Raw genomic sequence first — 15467 nt, 5'->3', positions numbered from 1 at the left:
TAATGAGCACATCCAAAAAACCATTGGCCATAGTCGCCGCCGTCATCGTCCTGGCTTTCGTGGGCTGGGGCTTGTACCAGGCGTTCCAGCCGCAGCGCCTGCCTTTGCAGGGGCAGATGGATGCGCAGGAAGTCAATGTGTCGTCGAAAGTGCCGGGCAGGGTGGGCGAACTGTACGTCAAGCTGGGCCAGACGGTGCCGAAAGGCGAGTTGCTGTTCCAGCTGACGAGTCCGGAAGTGGATGCCAAGGTTGCGCAAGCGACGGCCGCCACGCAGGCAGCCGATGCCGTGGCGCAAAAGGCGCAAGCCGGTGCGCGTCCCGAAGAAATCGCCGCCGCCAAAGCCAACTGGGAGCGGGCGCAAACGGGCGCCACCATCGCCAAGACCACGTACACCCGCGTCAACAATATGTACGAGCAAGGCGTGATTGCCCAGCAGAAACGCGACGAGGCGCAGGCGCAATGGCGCGCCGCCGACCAGCTGGCGCAAGCGGCCCGCGCGCAATATGACATGGCGCAAAAAGGCGCCCGTCCGGAAGACAAGACGGCCGCCGCCGCCCAGGCGCGCCAGGTGGGCGCCGTGCTGACGGAAGCGCAGGTCGCCCTGGCGGAAACGAAGATCGCCGCGCCCGTGGCGGGGCAGGTCAGCAAGATACAGATACAGCCGGGCGAACTGGCGCCGCAAGGTTTCCCCGTGATTACTCTGGTGAACCTCGACGACGCCTGGGCCGTGCTGCAGGTGCGCGAAGATGAAATGGCCGCGTTTGCCATGGGCAGCACGCATACGGCCAATGTGCCGGCGCTGAAACAGCAAGTGAGCTTCAAGGTCAGCTCAGTCGCCGTGCTGCCCGATTTCGCCACGTGGCGCGCGGCGCGCCCGGGCGGCACGGATTTGCGCACGTTTGAAATCCGGCTGCGTCCCGCCATCAAGGTCGAGGGCTTGCGTCCTGGCATGTCGGTCGTGTTTCCCCCGCTCTGATACGCGATGAACGAAGCGGATAAGGGGCCGGATTCAGCGCTGGCGCGCGAGTGGCGGCGCTTGCGCGGCGATGTCTGGGACTTCGGCATGCTCAGCTGGATTCCGGTGGTGCTGTGCGGCATGCTGTGGCTGGTGTTTTCCGCCGGCATCGCACGCGACTTGCCCATCGTCGTCATCGATAACGACAACTCCACCTTGTCGCGCCAGCTCACGCGCTGGCTCGACGCGTCGCCCGGCATCGCCGTGGCGGCGAAAGTGGCGTCCAGCGACGAAGCCCTGCACCGGCTGCGCGAGCGCACGGCGTACGGCTACCTGCTGATTCCGAACGATTTCGAACAGAAACTGCTGGGCGGCCGGCAAGCCACCGTGCAATGGCTGTACAACGCGCAGTTTTCCTCGCACGCGGGCGCCTTGCTGCGCGACGTGCGCACGGTCAGCACGACCTTGTCGGCCGGCATCGAGATGACGGCGCGCGTCAAGAAGGGTATGTCGGGCGTGCAGGCGGCGGCCCAGTTCGAACCGATACGCACGACACTGAACAGTTTATATAACGAGAACATCAGCTATGAAGCGTTTCTGACCCTGGCCCTGATGCCGGCCATGCTGCAGATTTTCATCGTCGTCGCCGTCGTCACGTCCATCGGACGCGAGTTGCGCGACGGCACGGTGCCCCAATGGCTGGCCTCGGCCAACGGCAGCTGGCTGCGCGCCGTGGGAGTCAAGCTGCTGTTTCCCGTGATCGCCTACTGCGCGCTGGCGCTGCTGTACTTGCTGTTCTTCAGCCTGGCGCGGGACTGGGCCGTGGCGGGCAGCTTGCCGGCCTTGCTGCTGAGCATGCTGCTGCTGGTGCTCGCGTATTGCGGCCTGGCGACCTTGCTGATCGCCGCCACCCTGTCCCTGCGCCTGGCCCTGTCGGGCGCGGCATTTATTACCGCGCCGGCCTTCGCGTTCGCGGGCCAGGCCTTTCCCCTGATGGCCATGCCGGCGCCCGCGCGCGCCTGGGCGGAAGCCTTGCCGCTCACGCATTATCTGCAATTGCAAACGAAATACTGGCTGGCCGGCGCACCGTGGCGTTATGGCGTGCAGGAAATGCTGATCTTGGCCGGCTTTGCCATCGGCTGCGGCGCCGTGGGCGTATTCCTGCTGGCGCGCCGCGCGCATGCACCGGCCGCCTGGGGGCGCGCATGATCTGGCTGGCTTTTATCGCCACCTGGCGCGCCATGCTGACGGACAAGGGCGCGCTGACCTTGCTGTTTATCGGCGGCATCATCTATTCCTTCTTCTATCCGCTGCCATACTCGACGGAAATCGTCCAGCGCGTGCCCGTGGCCGTCGTCGACCAGGACCGCAGCGCCATGTCGCGCCAGCTCACGCGCTTCGCCATGGCCCATCCCTCATTGCAAGTCGTGGCCGTCACGCCGGACTTGCCCGTCGCGCAGGATTTATTGTGGCGCGACCAGGTCATGGGCGTGCTGATCCTTCCCGAAGGTTTGCAGACGGACGTGCTGGCCGGCCGCGCCGCGCATGCGCAGGTGGCGGGCAATGGCTTGTATTTGATGCTGAACAAGGTGGCCCTGAACGGCCTGGCGGAAGTGGTGGGCACGGTGTCGGCCGGCATCGAGCTCAAGCGCCTGGGCGCAGGCACGCCGTCGACCGTGCAGGCCAACCAGCAGCGCTCGCCCATTGTGTTTGACGCCGTGCCCCTGTTTAACGTCAAGGAAGGCTATGGCGCCTATGTCGTGCCCGGCGTGGCGACGCTCATTGTGCAGCAGACCTTGCTGATCGGCATGACCATGCTGTTCGGTACCTGGTATCAGCGCAAGAGCTTCCCGCTGGCAGGCAAGCGCACGGCGGGCGGCTATGCGGGCATGCTGCTGGCGTTCGCCTGCGTGGCCTTCTTGAACTGCTGCTATTTCTTCGGCTTTGTCTTCTGGTTCCAGGATTACCCCCGTGGCGGCAACTTTGGCGGCATGCTCTTGCTGCTGGTGTTGTTTTCCCTGGCGGAAGCGGCCTTCGGCATGCTGCTGGGCATGCTGTTCCGCACGCGCGAACGGGGTACGCAGCTGATGATCGCCACCTCGATGCCCGTGCTGTTCCTCGCGGGCCTGACCTGGCCCGTGTCGTCCATGCCCGTCGTGCTGCAATGGCTGCGCTGGCTGCTGCCATCGACGGCCGGCATCCAGGGCTTTGTCGCGCTCAACCAGATGGGTGCCTCGCTGTATGAAATCCGCCATGAAGTGGCGGGCTTGCTGGCCTTGCTGCTGGCCTGCGTGGCGCTGGGCTGGTGGCGCTGGCGCAAGCTGGAGGAAACGGTTGTCGATTTGAACAAGGCCGAAGGCACTTGATATGTAATAATTTCATTTCCACATTAAATAACAACGCCTGACAAAACCGTAGCGAGCGGAAGGAAGTTGTGGTCGAGAAGCGCAACTGTACGAAGGTACAGTGAGCATCGCAGGCCGCAAATTACGACGCGCAGTAGGTTTTGACAGGCGTTAACCAAAATGTCTGCATTCAATTTGTTCCAGCGCCTGTCCCAAGCCCCCACCAAGCCCAAGGCCGCGCCCGCCGCGCGCCAGTTCGACGTGGCGGATCTGTACCAGGGACCCATCGCGCTGGGTGCAGAAGGCGAGGCGCAAGCACGGCCTTTCGATGAAAAGCTGCGCCAGGCGTATTTCTGGATCGTCAACCACGCCATCATCAGCCCCCACTACGACATCGAGTACAACGACGGCCCGTCGCAGACGTATTCCGTGGGCGACAGCCGCCGCACATTGAATTTGCCGTCGGCGCAAAGCTATTCGAGTTTTATTTTGCTGCCCCTGCTGACGTTCGCCACGCGCCGCAAATGCCTGTTCGTGGGCGGGCCGGGGCGGGGCAAGACGGCCAGCGCGCTGCTGATGGGCGTGCTGGCCGGCTCGACGGTGAAAGAGGTGAAACGCGCGATGCAGCATGGCCACCCGCAGATGACGGTGGCCGACTTGCTGGGTAATCCCTTGCCTGCCGACCTGGTCAACGCGCAAAGCATGGACGATATCCGCATCGCCTGGCGCGCCTGGCTGGGCATGCGCGTGAAGATCGTCGATGAATACAACCGCATCCCCACGCGCACGCAAAGCGCGCTGCTCACCGTGATGGGCGACAATTACGCGGAAGTGCTGAACCATATCTACGAATGCCCGGAAGCGGCCTGGTACCTGACGGCCAACGACGACCAGGGCGGCGGCACCTATCAGGTGATCGAGGCGCTGCGCGACCGGGTCGACGTGACGGTGCAGGCGCTGGCCTTCAATCCCCGCTTCCTGAACGAATTGCTGCTGCGCGTGGAAGAAAACGTGCGTCCCGAAGAGCTGGTGCCGCCCGATATCATCTTCACGGAAGGGGAGGTAGACCAGATCGGTGTAGCGATCCGCCAGGTGGGCATACCGGACGCCGTGCGCCGCCGCCTGGAATTTTTTGCCAGCCAGTTCGAGCTGTTCGAGACGGCCGGCGGCCAGTTCGAATACATGACCAAGGACACGGCCCGTTTGGCCGGCGCCGACCGGGGCGCCGCGCAGGCGGCCGACAATGGGCGCGACCGTTTGAAGGATCTCGGTTGCCAGACCTTGAACGGCATCTCCGTGCGCACCCTGATGGCGCTTATGATCTACGCCAAGGCCATGGCGTATTTTCGCGGCAATGGCGAGGTGGAGCTGGAAGACTTGCGCCAGGTGCTGCCCTTCGTCCTGCATAACAAGCTGCAGCCGGACCCGGACGCGCCGTTTTTCGCGCTGCCGGAAAACGCCGCCTACCGCAGCGACAGGCTGGGCTGGCTGCGCCGCCTGTTCGACCTGTCCAACGATGAATTCAACCGCCTGGACCTGGACCGCGACGATCCCGTGGGCGTGCTGTCGGCCGAATTCGACCTGGGCCTCGATGGCGTCAGCGAGCGCGAGACTCTGGCGCGCCTGAACCGCATCGAAAAGCTGATCGGCGAACGCACGAAGGGGCGCAAGCTGTACGGCCCCCTGTACGACGACCTGCTCAAGCTCAAATACCTGCATCAGCGCTATACCAACTACCGCAGCTGGCTGCGTTCGCAATGAGCGTGCTGCACTGTCAAGGCTTCCTGGAAGCGCTGGCTCTACTGAATAGTGAAGCCAGCGACCTGTGCGCGAGCTACGAATTGTCACGCCTGCCCGACGCGCCGGACCTTGCCACGGCGCTGGGCCTGCGCGTGGAAGACCATGCCTTGCACGTCATCGCACCCGCACGCGACTTGCCGGCCCCCTTATGGCACATCAAGCTGGCGCCGTGCGGGCGCGCGCAGCTGGAGCAGGTGTGCCAGCGCTGGTTTTTCTCGTCCCGGCACATGCAGGCGGCGCCGCCGGGACGCTTTCGCGCCCAGCCGGTGGCAAGGTTCCTGGAGTTGCTCGATGAGGCGCTGGGCGGTTTTTCCCCGTACGCCGTGAGGATGACGCCGCCCGCCGGTTTCTGGTACGCGATCCACTGGGACGAGATCGCGTTCGAGCGCGCTGGCGAGCGTTATTTGCTGCACTTTTCGCACAGCGACTGAGGGGCAACGATGATCTCTCCCGCCTTTGCCTCGGTACTTGCCAGCGGCCGCGCCCAGTTCAATGCGCGCGCGGCGGAAGCGCGCCGGCGCTTTCCCTCGCTCGACATGGCCGCCTTCGGCGTCTTCTTGCACGACGGCGTCGATCCGCTGGTGGTCGCCGTGGCCGCCGCCGCGCCCGAGCGCGCGGGCGGCGTGACCCTGGCCGCCTACGACATGGCCCTGGAACTGGTGGGCCATGGGCTGGCCGGTCCGGCCGCGAAAAATCCCTTCCTCAATACCGTCTGGCGCGAGCTGGCGCCATCGTTTGCGCCGCTGCTGGCCACTGCCCCGGTCGACGTGCTGGGCATGCTCAGCAACGCCGCCATCCACATCGCCTCCGTGGCGGGCGCGCGGCCCGCGCAGTGGCAGCGCGAGCTGGCCGCGCTGGCGGCGCAGATCACCACGCTGGCGCAGCTGCGCGCCGTGGGCCAGGTGCTGGCCTGGCGCGCGGGCGTCGCGCATTTCCGCCAGGGCGCGCTGGCCGCCGCCGATACCTTGCCGCCCGCCTTGGCGCTGGCTGCCTTTGGCGAACCCGGCGCGCAATGGCCGCAGGTGCATGCGCAGCTGATGGAGTATCCGTGGCGCGGCAATGCGGAGGGCCGCGAGTTCGGCAGCTTCACAGGCCTCGGTGGCGACTTCGGCACGCCGCCGCAGGTGCGCGCTGCGGCAGACGGATTTGTCGTGCGCAGCGCCGAGCGCCATTACCTGCTGGTGGCCGACGCCTATGGCGCCGTGCTGCACAGCGCCACGGCGCAGGAGTTCGAGCAGGCGCAAACCGGCACGCCATCGGCCGTGCGCCTCGACGGGACGATCCTGCAGATCGGCGCGCGCCGCATCGAACTCGATGTACCGGCCGGCGACATCGCCATCGCCGCCAATGCGCACACTATCGCCATCACGTCGCCGTGGACGCACGCCATCCGCCTGCTGCCGCTCGCATGAAGAAGGATGCCGACACCGCGCTGATCGACGCCTGGCGCGCCGCCTGGCCCGAGGCCCTGGCCGTGTGGAGCAAGTTCACGCGCCTGCGCGACCCCAGCCTGTGCGCCAGCCGCGTCGAGGCCAGCAAGCAGGGACTGTCCGGCAGCTTCGCCATGATCCGCCTGCTGGACCAGAGCGTGGTGGTGGACTTGCCGCTGGTGACGGAGCTGGGGCTGGACGGCTACGCGCTGGAAATCCTCGCGCATGAAATCGGCCACCATATCCTCGCGCCGGGCAGCGCCGGCGACCAGTTCCGTTTGCTGGCGCGCATGCGCCGCGCCTTGCCCACCCTGGAGCAGCACGCGCCCATGGTGGCCAATCTGTACACGGACCTGTTCATCAACGACCGCCTGCAGCGCCAGGCGAATCTGCGCATGGCCGACATCTACCGCAAGCTGCAGCAGGGGCGCACGGCGCAAGCTGACGCCAAGAGCGGCGGCGTGTGGACCCTTTACATGCGCATCTATGAAAACCTGTGGCAGCTGGAAAAGGGAGAGCTGGGCGGCGCAGGGGCTGAGAACCAGGCGGATGAGCGCCTGGACACGGATGCCTGGCTGGGCGCGCGCCTGATACGCGTGTATGCGAACGACTGGATGGTGGCGGCGGGGCGCTTCGCCACCTTGCTGCTGCCCTATCTGGTCGACGATACGGACGCTCTGAGCCCGAGCCGCTATCTGCAGGACACGCGCGACGCGGCCCGTGGCTGCCAGACGTATGGCGCGCAGCAGATCGAGGATGACGAGGAGGGCGGCGCCATCCACCCGGTGCACGACAAGCGCATTTCCGGCCTCGATGGCGAGGAGCCTCAAGGCGAGGCGCCGGCCAGGCAGGGCGGCGGCCAGCTGCGCGAACCGTTCGAGCTGGGCGACATTTTAAAAGCCTCGGGCATCGATCTGAGCGACCATGAAATCGCCATCCGCTACTACCGCGAGCGGGCCTTACCGCACCTGGTGGCGTTTCCCAGCCGCCCCGCGCCCGAGTCGCAGGAGCCGCAGATGGAGGGGCTGGAAGCGTGGGAGATCGGCGATCCACTGGAAGACATCGACTGGCTGCAGTCCGTGATGCAGTCGCCGCGCCCAGTGCCGGGCGTGACCACCGTGCGCCGCGTGTACGGCCGCGAACCGGCGCGCGCCATCGACGCCGTGCCCGTCGACCTGGACATGTACGTGGACAGTTCCGGCTCCATGCCGAACCCGCAGGCGCACACCTCGTTTTTGACACTGGCCGGCGCCGTCATCGCCCTGTCCGCCCTGCGCGCCGGCGCGAAAGTGCAGGTGACCCTGTGGAGCGGCAAGAACCAGGTGATGCAGACGCCCGGTTTCGTGCGCGATGAAGACCTGATCCTGGGCGTGCTGACGGAATTCTTTGGCGGCGGTACCTGTTTCCCCATCCACCGCCTGCGCCAGACCTATGCGGCCAGGCGCGAACGGCCCGCGCACATCCTGATGATTTCCGACGACGGCATCACCACCATGTTCGACAAGGATGAACTGGGCAACAGCGGCTGGGATATCTCGGCGAAAGCGCTGGCCCGGGGCGGCGCGGGCGGCACCATGGCCCTGAACCTGGCGCGCGACTGGGATGGCACGGCGGCCAACAAGTGGCTGCAGCAGACCTATGACGATTTAAAACGTGCGCGCCGCGAGCAGGGCTGGGATATCCATGCCGTCGAGCGCTACGAGGACTTGCTGGACTTTGCGCGGGCGTTCAGCCGGCGCCACTATAGACAACAATGACATGCATACTCCCGGTCCCCACCTCGAAATATTAACCCACCGCCTGGCCGACACGCCCGTCGAATTCCTCGGCGAACCGCGTATCGCCGGCGTCGCCAATGCGCAGGCCGTGGCGGTGGCCGCGCTGGTCAACGATATCCTGCTGCTGCATGGCGCGCGCGCGCCGGCAGCGTCACTGCAGGGTTTTGTCGGCGCGCAGGTCAAGGCGGACCGCAACCGGCTGGCGCTGGCCATGATCGTCTGCTGGCTGCTGGCCGACGAGTGGTTCATCGCACAGCGGTTGCCGCAGCATGATCTGCTGCAGGTGCTGGGCGAGGCGGCGCGCGAACTGGCCGCCAGTACGCCGGCCCACCAGTTCACGCAAGACCCGGAGCGGCGCGAGGAACTGGCGCGCATCGTGCTGGCACGCCTGGGCTTTCGGCCCCGCGACGAAAGCGTGGCGCAGGCCACGGACCGATTGTCCGCCATCAGCGGCACGGAGCGCCGCCGCCTGCTCGAAGCGAGCCGCCTGGCCGAGCAGCGCGCGCGAGAGATCCGCGAGGCGCTGGCGAAGAAGGCGGCCGAGGAGTCGGCCGACAAGTGGTCGCGCGAATGACGCTCGCTGGCAAACCTGACGTCAACCTGCCCGGCGGCGTGTGGGAATCGGACCGCGACTATTGTCCCACCCTGACGCCGGCGGGCGCGCGCATGCTGGACAAACTGCGCAGCCATCCTTGCGCGCCCCGGTACCGCAACCGCAGCGGCAATAAGCTGCAGGCCGGGGAAGTGGCGGCATTGCGCGCTTACGAGCAGGAAGTCATGCAGGCGGCGATCGGCTGGAGCGCCGCCGCGCCGCCGACCTGGCTGGCGGAGTTTCTCAGGACGACCTACGCCACTGTGCCGTATTACCGTGCCTGCGGCTCGCCCCCGCGCGCCTTGCGGACGTGGCACCCGTCAGCCGCGCCGAGCTGGCGCACGATATCGCCGCCTTCGTGCCCGACGAGGCGGACCTGGCGCGCATGATCAATTTCCAGACGACGGGCACCACGGGCCATCCGCTGCTGATCGCCTCGCATCCGCTGGTGGCGGGGTGCTACCTGGCCTTCCACAAGCGCGCGCTGCATCGCTTCGGCGTGACCCTGCGCCATGGCGCGGGCCAGGTGGGCGTGATGCTGCTGGGGCACCAGCGCCGCTGCTTCACCTATGTCTCCGTCACGCCGACGATGAACGAATCGGGCCTGGCGAAGATCAACCTGCACCCGGATGACTGGCGCCAGCCTGAAGACCGCGCGCGCTACCTCGATGCCATGGCGCCCGAGCTGATCGCGGGCGACCCCATCTCGTTCGCCGAGCTGCTGACCTTGTCCATGACGCACAAGCCGGCCGCGCTGCTGTCCGTCTCGATGATGCTGTTGCCCGGCATGCGCGCGCGCCTGGAAGCGGCGTTCGGCTGCCCCGTGCTCGACATCTATTCGCTCAACGAGGTGGGGCCGGTGGCCGTGTACGACGAGCGGGCGGGCGGCCACGTGCTGCTGCAGCACCGGCTGTACGTGGAAATCCTCGACGCGGATGGCCGTCCCGTGCCAGATGGCGCGCGGGGCGAGATCACCGTGACGGGCGGTTTCAATTTTTGCCTGCCCCTCGTGCGCTACCGCACGGGCGACTACGCCTCGCTGGCGCATGGCCCCGATGGCCCCGTGCTGGTGGGGCTGGCGGGACGCAGCCCCCTGCGCTACAGGACGGTCAACGGCGCATGGATCAACAATATCGACATCACGCATGCCTTGAAACCGCTGGCCATCGCCTTGTTCGGCGTGCATCAGCATGGCGACGGTGCCGTCGCGCTGCGCCTGACGCCGGGCGCCATGCCGCAGGCTGACCGTGCGCGCGCCTTGATGGCGCCCTTTTTCGGCGCCATCACGGTCGAGACCTTGCTGGCGGAAGACAAGATCATTCAATACACCTCGGATTTGCGGGAAGCGGCAGCATGAACCTTTATAAGCGCGGCCTCGTGGTCGGCAAATTCTGCCCGCTGCACCTGGGCCACGAGTTGTTGATCAACCGTGCGCAAGACGCTTGCGAAGAGCTGCTGGTGGTCAGCTACACCAAGCCGGAATTTCCCGGCCTGGAACCGGCGCGCCGGGAAAGGTGGCTGCGCGCGCAATTCCCGCAGGCGCACCTCGTCGTGCTCGACGATGCGCGCCTGGCCGCCCTGTGCGCGGCGCGCGGCATGCCGGCGCGCGCGCTGCCGCACAACGACGCCGATGGCGACGAACATCGCCATTTCATGGGCTGGCTGTGCTGGACGGTGCTGGACTTGCCCGTCGATGCCGTCTTCACCAGCGAAGAGTATGGTCCCGGCTTCGCGCAGGTGCTGGAACGGCATTATGCAGCTGGCGCGGTGGCGCACGTGAGCGTGGACCAGGCGAGGAGTCTGGTACCCGTGTCCGGCACCCTCGTGCGGCAAGACCCGCAGGCGCACGGCGCCTTCCTGTCGTCCATTGTGCGCGCCGATTTCGTCACGCGCGTGTGCGTGCTGGGCGGCGAATCGAGCGGCAAGACGACCCTGGCGCAAGCGCTGGCGCGGCATTTCGAGACGGCCTGGGTGGCCGAATATGGCCGAGAGTTATGGGAAAGCCAGGATGGCGTGCTGGCCTATGATGATTTGCTGAAGATCGGCCGGGAACAGCTGCGCCGCGAAGCGCAGGCGCTGTTGGCTGCGCGGCGCTGGCTGTTTTGCGACACGTCGCCCATGACCACGTATTTTTACTGTGTCGAGATGTTCGGCAGGGCCGAGCAGGAACTGGCCCGGCTGGCCGAACACCGCTACGACCTGGTGCTGCTGTGCGCCCCCGACTTTCCCTTCATCCAGGACGGCACCCGCCGCGACGAGGATTTTCGCGCGCGCCAGCATGCGTGGTACCAGGCCGAACTGGCGCGGCGGGGGATCGCCTTTATCAATGTGTCTGGTTCGGTGGACGACAGGATCAGGCATGTGGAAAAAGTGCTGGCGGGATCTTAATGACGGATGCGCGGCGGTGTCGGATTACGCTGCGCTAATCCGACCTACGTTGTTGCCACGGCGGCGCACGCGGATACCGCAGCGTAGGTCGGATTAGCGGCGCATGCCGTGTAATCCGACGACATTGCTATAGCGCCCGCCGGGCAGGTTGGTGATGCTGGCGCGGCCGCCTGACTGGAGATGGCACCGGTTATGGCATGAAGTCCCCTCCAGGCGGCGTGGGTCTCAGGCCGCGTTCAAGGCCTGTTCCAGGTCTTCGCGCAAGTCGTCGATATGCTCGATGCCGACGGACAGGCGCAGCATGTCTTCGGACACGCCCGCCTTGGCCAGTTCCTCGGGATTGAGCTGGCGGTGCGTGGTGGACGCCGGGTGGGTGGCCAGCGACTTGGCGTCGCCGATGTTGACCAGGCGCGTAAACAGCTGCAGGGCGTCGAGCACGCGGGCGCCGGCCGCGCGCGGGTCTTCGCTTGCCGCCAGTTTCAGGCCGAAAGACAGGATGCCCGAGGCGCGGCCGTGCATGTATTTTTTCACCAGCGCGTGGTCCGGGTGGTCTTCCAGGCCCGCGTAATTGACCCACGCGACTTTCGGATGCTGCTTCAGGTGCTTGGCCAGGGCCAGCGTATTGTCGCAGATGCGGTCCATGCGCAGGGCCAGCGTCTCGATGCCCTGGATCAGCTGGAAGGCGGAGAGCGGTGAAATGGCCGCGCCCATGTTGCGCAGCGGGACGACGCGCGCGCGGCCGATGAAGGCGGCGGGGCCGAACGCTTCCGTGTAGACCACGCCGTGGTACGACACGTCCGGTTCGTTCAGGCGCTTGAAGCGCTGTTTGTGCTCGGCCCAGGGGAACTTGCCGCTGTCGACGATGGCGCCGCCCACGGTGGTGCCGTGGCCGCCCAGGTACTTGGTCAGCGAATGGACGACGATGTCGGCGCCATGCTCGATGGGACGGAACAGATAGGGGCTCGGCACGGTGTTATCGACGATCAGCGGGATACCGTGCGCATGCGCGATCTCGGCCAGTTTCGCCACGTCCGTCACGTTGCCCAGCGGGTTGCCGATCGATTCGCAGAAGATGGCCTTGGTGCGCGCGTCGATCAGGGCGGCGAAGCTCTCGGGCTGACGCGCATCGGCGAAGCGCACTTCGATGCCGATCTGCGGCAGAGTGTGGGCAAACAGGTTGTAGGTGCCGCCATACAGCTGGCTGGCGGAGATGAAATTGTCGCCCGCTTCGGCGATGGTCTGGATCGCGTAGGTAATCGCCGCCATGCCCGACGCGACGGCCAGCGCGGCCACGCCGCCTTCCAGCGCCGCGACCCGCTTTTCCAGCACGTCCTGCGTGGGGTTCATGATGCGCGTGTAGATATTTCCGGCGACCTTGAGGTCGAACAGGTCGGCGCCATGCTGGGCATTGTCGAAGGCGTATGCCACGGTCTGGTAGATGGGGACGGCGGCGGCCTTGGTGGTCGGGTCGGGGGTGTAGCCGGCGTGCACGGCCAGGGTTTCGATTCTCATGTGGTCTCCGGTTCGATTGGTCTGCGATGGTGAAGCGTTTGAAATTCGCAGCCATTGTGCCATGCCCCCGTTAACTGCTTGCTACGCTTGATAGAATATTAAGTCATAAGCTAGTGCGGTCTTGATATAAGTCATGCAGCTCCGTCTGGCCGATAAACCGTTCATGCGTGCCATGCTGTGCGCAGGCGAATGCTCCGCCGATGGCGCCGCGGCGCATGGCGTCCTCCAGCGGCAGTCCTGCCAGCCAGGCGTGTAAAAAGGCGGCCACGAACGAGTCGCCGGCGCCGTTCGTGTCCAGCACGGGCAGCTTCAAGCCCGCCGCCGGAGTGTGTCGCACGGACGCGCTGCCCCGTTCCAGCAGGTAGGCGCCGTGCGCGCCGGCCATGGCGATGACGGCTTGCGCGCGGCCTTCCGAAATAATGGCGCGCATAACGTCGTCGCGATGTTCGCCCAGCGCGGCCGTGCTGAGGAAGACCAGGTCGGCGCGCAGCGCGAAGACCTTGTGGTGCGGGTTGACGCCATCCCAGTCGTGCAGGTCGGTCGATACCGTCGTGCCGCACGTCAGCGCATCGTCAAACAGTTCGGCCACCCAGCCCATGATGGAAAAGTGCGCGTGGCGCGCCGGCCCGAGGTAGGGAAGATAAAAAGCGGCGGGCATGCGCACGTCTTCCGGGTGGCGGCCGTCGTACAGCGACAGCCTGCGCCCTTGCGGGTCGACCAGGTTGACGCTGCGCCGCGTGCCCGAGGGTTCGACGATGTGTGAAAAATCGAGTCTGGCATCTTTATAACGCTGCAGGATGGCCGCGCCTTGCGCATCGTCGCCGATGAAATCGATGAACTTGCAGCGCAGGCCCAGCGCGTGGCAGCCGAGCGCCACGCCATTGCCGGTGTGCGCCACGTAGTCGCGGATGGGGGGCACGTGCAGCGAATCGGCCACGGGCAATTGCAGGTCGGGGACGCGCACGATGGTGTCGATGCCGGCGCCGCCGACCACTAAAATATCATAGGTACTCATGGTGCCGCCTTTTCCAACAGGACGGTGCCGGCCGCGTTCACCGCGACGGCGCCATCTTTGACTAAGTATGTTTGATGCGTGTACGCGTCGCGCAGCAGGGCGCCATCGGCGAAGACACCGTGGACTTTCAACGAGACGAGGCCCTGCGCCTCGGGCGCGGCGATGACGGCGTCATCCTGCGTCACGCGGGCGAACGCATACGGTTTTTCATCGATCAGGCGATGCGCGCCGCGCGCCAGGGCAGGGTGGCGCAGGCGGAACTGGCCCAGCTTGCGTGCATGCGCCAGCGTCGCCGCATCGTGCGAGCCCCAGTTCATGCTTGACCGCGTGGCCTGCTGTTCGTCGCCGATGGGCGCCGCGCCAGGCTGGCGGGCGCTTTCGTCGCCATAGAACAGCTGCACGCCGCCCGGCGCCAGCAGCAGCGCGGACAAGCCGTGCTTCAATTGATCGCGCGGGAACAGGCTGGTGTCGTGCGAGGAGATGTACGACAGGATGTCGTAATGGGGCTCATTGCCAATGCGCTTGGCCAGCAGCCCCGCGTACTGGCGGTACACGCCGTCGATGCTTTTCCAGTCGCCGCCGGCGCGGTGTTGAAAGTCGAAATTGATCATCGAATCGAAGCCGGCATCAAACCAGCTGCTGCGCTCGGGGCCATGGCCCCACGCTTCGCCCGTCATCCAGAACGGTGCGTCGTCGATCTTCTGTTCCGGATGGCGCGTTTTCCAATCTTGTAATGCCTCCGTGGCGGCCGCGCGCAGGGCCAGCCAGCTGGCCGGCTCCACGTGCTTGACGGTGTCGGCCCTGAAACCGTCGACGCCGAATTCGCGCACCCAGTCCGCCAGCCAGTGGACCAGGTAGCCGCGCACCGTGGTGCCGGGCAGGGCCACGGCGCGCGTGTCGCTTTTACGTTGCAGGATGGGCGGCAAGCCCACGGCCTTGCCGCTCTCCGTGCGGAAGTCGGGCAGGTAGGCCAGCTGCATCGTGTAGTCGTCCTTGCCGCCATCTTGGTAGCCGGGCAAGCCGGCGCGCACCCAGTCCGGGCCCCACCACTGCTTGAATTCGAAGTTGTTGTAGTCGATGAAGCTGTGATAATCGCGCAGGGTGGCCTTGTCATGGCCGGGCCACAGCACGGGCACCTTGTATTGCGCCAGGGTGCGCAAGTCCGCGTAGCCGGGATGGTTCAGCACCACATCGAACAGCACGCGGATGCCTTGCGCGTGGGCGGTGGCGATCATCTCGCGCAGCTCGTCTCGCGTGCCCATGTTGGCGTCCATCGTGGTGTAATCGAGCGCCCAGTAGCCGTGGTAGGCGTAGTGCTGGAATTGCTGCTTGCCGCCCACCACCCAGCCGTGGATCTGCTCGTAGGGCGCCGTGATCCATAGCGCGTTGACGCCCAGGTCGCGGAAATAGCCGGCTTTCAGCTGCTGCGTGATGCCGGCGATGTCGCCGCCGTGAAAGCTGCCCACGTCGCCGCCTTGCGGGTCGGCGGCGCGGCCGTAAGAATTGTCGTTGCCGGGATTGCCGTTGGCGAAACGGTCCGTCACGGCAAAGTAGACGATGGGGTTGTCAGCGAAGCTGAAGCTGAAGCTGCCTGCCTGCGCCGAAGCGCTGAGTAACAGGGCGGCCAGCGTAGTCAGGGAGCGTCGCATGG

General features: G+C 66.0%; 14 protein-coding genes. 11 read left to right on the top strand and 3 right to left on the bottom strand.

The annotated features are described in order from the left end of the window. The first annotated feature begins 2 nt into the window (after positions 1 to 2). The 11 genes from ACRHIG_RS23265 (at position 3) to ACRHIG_RS23215 (ending at position 11289) form a co-directional block, all read left to right on the top strand. Complete coding sequence (locus tag ACRHIG_RS23265; protein ID WP_489628067.1) at positions 3 to 977, top strand: HlyD family secretion protein; 975 nt, start codon at positions 3 to 5, stop codon at positions 975 to 977. Positions 978 to 983: 6 nt separating this feature from the next. Continuing rightward, positions 984 to 2165: an ABC transporter permease gene (locus tag ACRHIG_RS23260; RefSeq protein ID WP_489628066.1), complete on the top strand. Its 1182-nt coding sequence runs from the start codon at positions 984 to 986 to the stop codon at positions 2163 to 2165. Continuing rightward, complete coding sequence (locus ACRHIG_RS23255) at positions 2162 to 3322, top strand: ABC transporter permease (RefSeq protein WP_489628065.1); 1161 nt, start codon at positions 2162 to 2164, stop codon at positions 3320 to 3322. The genes ACRHIG_RS23260 and ACRHIG_RS23255 overlap by 4 nt, the downstream gene beginning before the upstream one ends. A gap of 159 nt (positions 3323 to 3481) precedes the next feature. Continuing rightward, positions 3482 to 5062, top strand: coding sequence for an AAA family ATPase (locus ACRHIG_RS23250; protein WP_489628064.1), 1581 nt, complete (start codon positions 3482 to 3484; stop codon positions 5060 to 5062). After that, on the top strand, positions 5059 to 5532 hold the full coding sequence (locus ACRHIG_RS23245) for a hypothetical protein (protein ID WP_489628063.1): 474 nt from the start codon (positions 5059 to 5061) through the stop codon (positions 5530 to 5532). Before ACRHIG_RS23250 ends, ACRHIG_RS23245 begins: the two co-directional genes overlap by 4 nt. 9 nt (positions 5533 to 5541) lie before the next feature. Next, positions 5542 to 6513 (top strand): hypothetical protein, encoded by a 972-nt coding sequence (locus ACRHIG_RS23240; RefSeq protein ID WP_489628062.1) that lies wholly within the window; start codon positions 5542 to 5544, stop codon positions 6511 to 6513. Next, positions 6510 to 8288, top strand: a complete 1779-nt coding sequence (locus tag ACRHIG_RS23235) for a VWA domain-containing protein (protein ID WP_489628061.1) — start codon at positions 6510 to 6512, stop codon at positions 8286 to 8288. The genes ACRHIG_RS23240 and ACRHIG_RS23235 overlap by 4 nt, the downstream gene beginning before the upstream one ends. A 1-nt stretch (position 8289) precedes the next feature. Then, the gene (locus ACRHIG_RS23230) at positions 8290 to 8883 is read left to right on the top strand and encodes a hypothetical protein (protein ID WP_489628060.1); all 594 of its coding nucleotides are present in this window, start codon (positions 8290 to 8292) and stop codon (positions 8881 to 8883) included. Beyond that, positions 8880 to 9290 carry a hypothetical protein gene (locus ACRHIG_RS23225; protein WP_489628059.1) on the top strand — a complete coding sequence of 137 codons (411 nt, stop codon included), beginning with the start codon at positions 8880 to 8882 and terminating at the stop codon, positions 9288 to 9290. The genes ACRHIG_RS23230 and ACRHIG_RS23225 overlap by 4 nt, the downstream gene beginning before the upstream one ends. Continuing rightward, on the top strand, positions 9212 to 10258 hold the full coding sequence (locus ACRHIG_RS23220) for an AMP-binding protein (protein WP_489628058.1): 1047 nt from the start codon (positions 9212 to 9214) through the stop codon (positions 10256 to 10258). Before ACRHIG_RS23225 ends, ACRHIG_RS23220 begins: the two co-directional genes overlap by 79 nt. Then, positions 10255 to 11289: an AAA family ATPase gene (locus ACRHIG_RS23215; protein ID WP_489628057.1), complete on the top strand. Its 1035-nt coding sequence runs from the start codon at positions 10255 to 10257 to the stop codon at positions 11287 to 11289. The genes ACRHIG_RS23220 and ACRHIG_RS23215 overlap by 4 nt, the downstream gene beginning before the upstream one ends. Positions 11290 to 11514: 225 nt before the next feature. On the opposite strand, the gene ACRHIG_RS23210 is transcribed toward ACRHIG_RS23215, so the two are convergent. The 3 genes from ACRHIG_RS23210 to ACRHIG_RS23200 form a co-directional block, all read right to left on the bottom strand. Then, positions 11515 to 12801, bottom strand: coding sequence for an O-acetylhomoserine aminocarboxypropyltransferase/cysteine synthase family protein (locus tag ACRHIG_RS23210; protein ID WP_489628056.1), 1287 nt, complete (start codon positions 12799 to 12801; stop codon positions 11515 to 11517). Between the two features lie 103 nt (positions 12802 to 12904). Then, the gene (locus tag ACRHIG_RS23205; RefSeq protein WP_489628055.1) at positions 12905 to 13816 is read right to left on the bottom strand and encodes a carbohydrate kinase family protein; all 912 of its coding nucleotides are present in this window, start codon (positions 13814 to 13816) and stop codon (positions 12905 to 12907) included. Continuing rightward, positions 13813 to 15465 carry an alpha-amylase family glycosyl hydrolase gene (locus ACRHIG_RS23200; RefSeq protein ID WP_489628054.1) on the bottom strand — a complete coding sequence of 551 codons (1653 nt, stop codon included), beginning with the start codon at positions 15463 to 15465 and terminating at the stop codon, positions 13813 to 13815. Before ACRHIG_RS23200 ends, ACRHIG_RS23205 begins: the two co-directional genes overlap by 4 nt. Positions 15466 to 15467: the final 2 nt, after the last annotated feature.

The organism is Janthinobacterium sp. C22 (genome assembly GCF_057919405.1).
This window is presented reverse-complemented; position numbering and strand designations above follow the sequence as displayed.

What these genes read in the sequence shown, in the direction of transcription:
- ACRHIG_RS23235 (WP_489628061.1), top strand. Translation starts at nt 6,510, where the DNA reads ATGAAGAAGGATGCCGACACCGCGCTGATCGACGCCTGGCGCGCCGCC.
- ACRHIG_RS23200 (WP_489628054.1), bottom strand. Translation starts at nt 15,465, where the DNA reads ATGCGACGCTCCCTGACTACGCTGGCCGCCCTGTTACTCAGCGCTTCG.
- ACRHIG_RS23225 (WP_489628059.1), top strand. Translation starts at nt 8,880, where the DNA reads ATGACGCTCGCTGGCAAACCTGACGTCAACCTGCCCGGCGGCGTGTGG.
- ACRHIG_RS23215 (WP_489628057.1), top strand. Translation starts at nt 10,255, where the DNA reads ATGAACCTTTATAAGCGCGGCCTCGTGGTCGGCAAATTCTGCCCGCTG.
- ACRHIG_RS23230 (WP_489628060.1), top strand. Translation starts at nt 8,290, where the DNA reads ATGCATACTCCCGGTCCCCACCTCGAAATATTAACCCACCGCCTGGCC.
- ACRHIG_RS23260 (WP_489628066.1), top strand. Translation starts at nt 984, where the DNA reads ATGAACGAAGCGGATAAGGGGCCGGATTCAGCGCTGGCGCGCGAGTGG.
- ACRHIG_RS23265 (WP_489628067.1), top strand. Translation starts at nt 3, where the DNA reads ATGAGCACATCCAAAAAACCATTGGCCATAGTCGCCGCCGTCATCGTC.
- ACRHIG_RS23205 (WP_489628055.1), bottom strand. Translation starts at nt 13,816, where the DNA reads ATGAGTACCTATGATATTTTAGTGGTCGGCGGCGCCGGCATCGACACC.
- ACRHIG_RS23210 (WP_489628056.1), bottom strand. Translation starts at nt 12,801, where the DNA reads ATGAGAATCGAAACCCTGGCCGTGCACGCCGGCTACACCCCCGACCCG.
- ACRHIG_RS23250 (WP_489628064.1), top strand. Translation starts at nt 3,482, where the DNA reads ATGTCTGCATTCAATTTGTTCCAGCGCCTGTCCCAAGCCCCCACCAAG.
- ACRHIG_RS23245 (WP_489628063.1), top strand. Translation starts at nt 5,059, where the DNA reads ATGAGCGTGCTGCACTGTCAAGGCTTCCTGGAAGCGCTGGCTCTACTG.
- ACRHIG_RS23240 (WP_489628062.1), top strand. Translation starts at nt 5,542, where the DNA reads ATGATCTCTCCCGCCTTTGCCTCGGTACTTGCCAGCGGCCGCGCCCAG.
- ACRHIG_RS23255 (WP_489628065.1), top strand. Translation starts at nt 2,162, where the DNA reads ATGATCTGGCTGGCTTTTATCGCCACCTGGCGCGCCATGCTGACGGAC.